Below are 1263 nucleotides of genomic sequence, written 5' to 3' on the forward strand. Positions count from 1 at the left end.
CCCGCGCGGGCCCCGAAATAGCGATCACCGCACGGAGCGCGGCGGGCCGGGGGCGGTCACCCCCCGGTGTGCTGGGCGGGGTGGGGTGCTTCCCAGCCGAACCGGCCGGGCTCGCCCTGGTAGACGGCGAGGAGCCTGCCGGCGTGGATGGCCTGGACTTCGGCGGCTTCCTCGGGTGTGAAGTCCCGGACCTTCCACCGGTCGTCGGGCAGGCCGAACTGTTCGGGCGAGGTGGTGGTGTCGCCGGTACGCATGGCGCGTGCATGGGCGGCTTCGACCTCGGCAGCGGGACGTACCCGCCGGTTGAGGCAGGGCAGACAGTAGGCGCCGGAGCGGTAGGGACCTGCGGGCCCGTCGTGGTGTTCCAGGACATGGGTAGCGGCGTTGGAACAGAGCGAGAGCACGCATCAACCGCCGGGGCCGGTGGCCAGCCCACAAGGCATAACGATCTTCACGGGGTGTCCCTTCACAGGAGGGTAGTTCGGACATGGCCGGTCCCGGGGCGGACCGGCCACTGTGAACGCGCTCTACAAGTCGCGGTAGGCGCGGATATGCGCGCTGGCGGGGTGCCGTTGACTGGGGCGCGGGCGGGCGCGGCGCGCCAGGGCGTCAGCTGGCAGGGGGGCGGAATTCGGCGCCGTTGTCCGTCCGGAGGAGCCGTTGCCATCCGGCGTCGGTCAGGGCGTTGCGGGCGGCTTGCATGAGTTCGATCCACGCGGAGCGCCGGTCGTCGTACTCCGCAAGCGGCGGGGGGAAGTTCTCGCGCCCGTGGACGACGGGGACGACGAACGAGTGGCCAGGGTCGTACGGGGCGGGCCGGACCCGCACACCCGTACCGTCGGCGTCGGCGTCGGCGCCGGTATCGGTATCGGTGTCGGCGTCGAGGACCGTGAGACCGGCGGCAGTGAGGACGGCGGCCGCGCGGGCGTGGACATCAGGCAGGGCAGGAGTGGGCATGACATGCTCCAGGGACGGCGGATGGTGACGCGCCCGGCGAGTGCCGGACACGGGGAGGCTGGTGGGCGTGCCGAGCCACCCCCGCCTCCGGTGGAGCCATCGGTGTCCCGAGCAGGTCTGGCGTCTGAGGGCTCTCCGTCGTCTGGTGCTCAGGCGGAGTTCGCCCAGGGGGATGGTCTCCTCGAATGGACGAGGACCCAGTGATGGGCGGGGGCGTCACTGCTGCGGGCGGTGTCGGTGGCATCCGGCGTTTCGGGCATGAGGACTCCCTGCCGTGTGTGGGTGGCTGTGTGGGGTGGGTGGCCG

General features: G+C 72.1%; 2 protein-coding genes. Both read right to left on the bottom strand.

The features are described 5' to 3' along the window. Positions 1 to 56 precede the first annotated feature (56 nt). Positions 57 to 254: a hypothetical protein gene (locus tag EEJ42_RS50390; protein WP_148082075.1), complete on the bottom strand. Its 198-nt coding sequence runs from the start codon at positions 252 to 254 to the stop codon at positions 57 to 59. Between the two features lie 355 nt (positions 255 to 609). After that, positions 610 to 957: a hypothetical protein gene (locus EEJ42_RS31515; RefSeq protein WP_123105273.1), complete on the bottom strand. Its 348-nt coding sequence runs from the start codon at positions 955 to 957 to the stop codon at positions 610 to 612. Positions 958 to 1263: the final 306 nt, after the last annotated feature.

Origin of the sequence: Streptomyces botrytidirepellens (genome assembly GCF_003721215.1) — a bacterium.
Lineage (GTDB): Bacteria > Actinomycetota > Actinomycetes > Streptomycetales > Streptomycetaceae > Streptomyces > Streptomyces himastatinicus.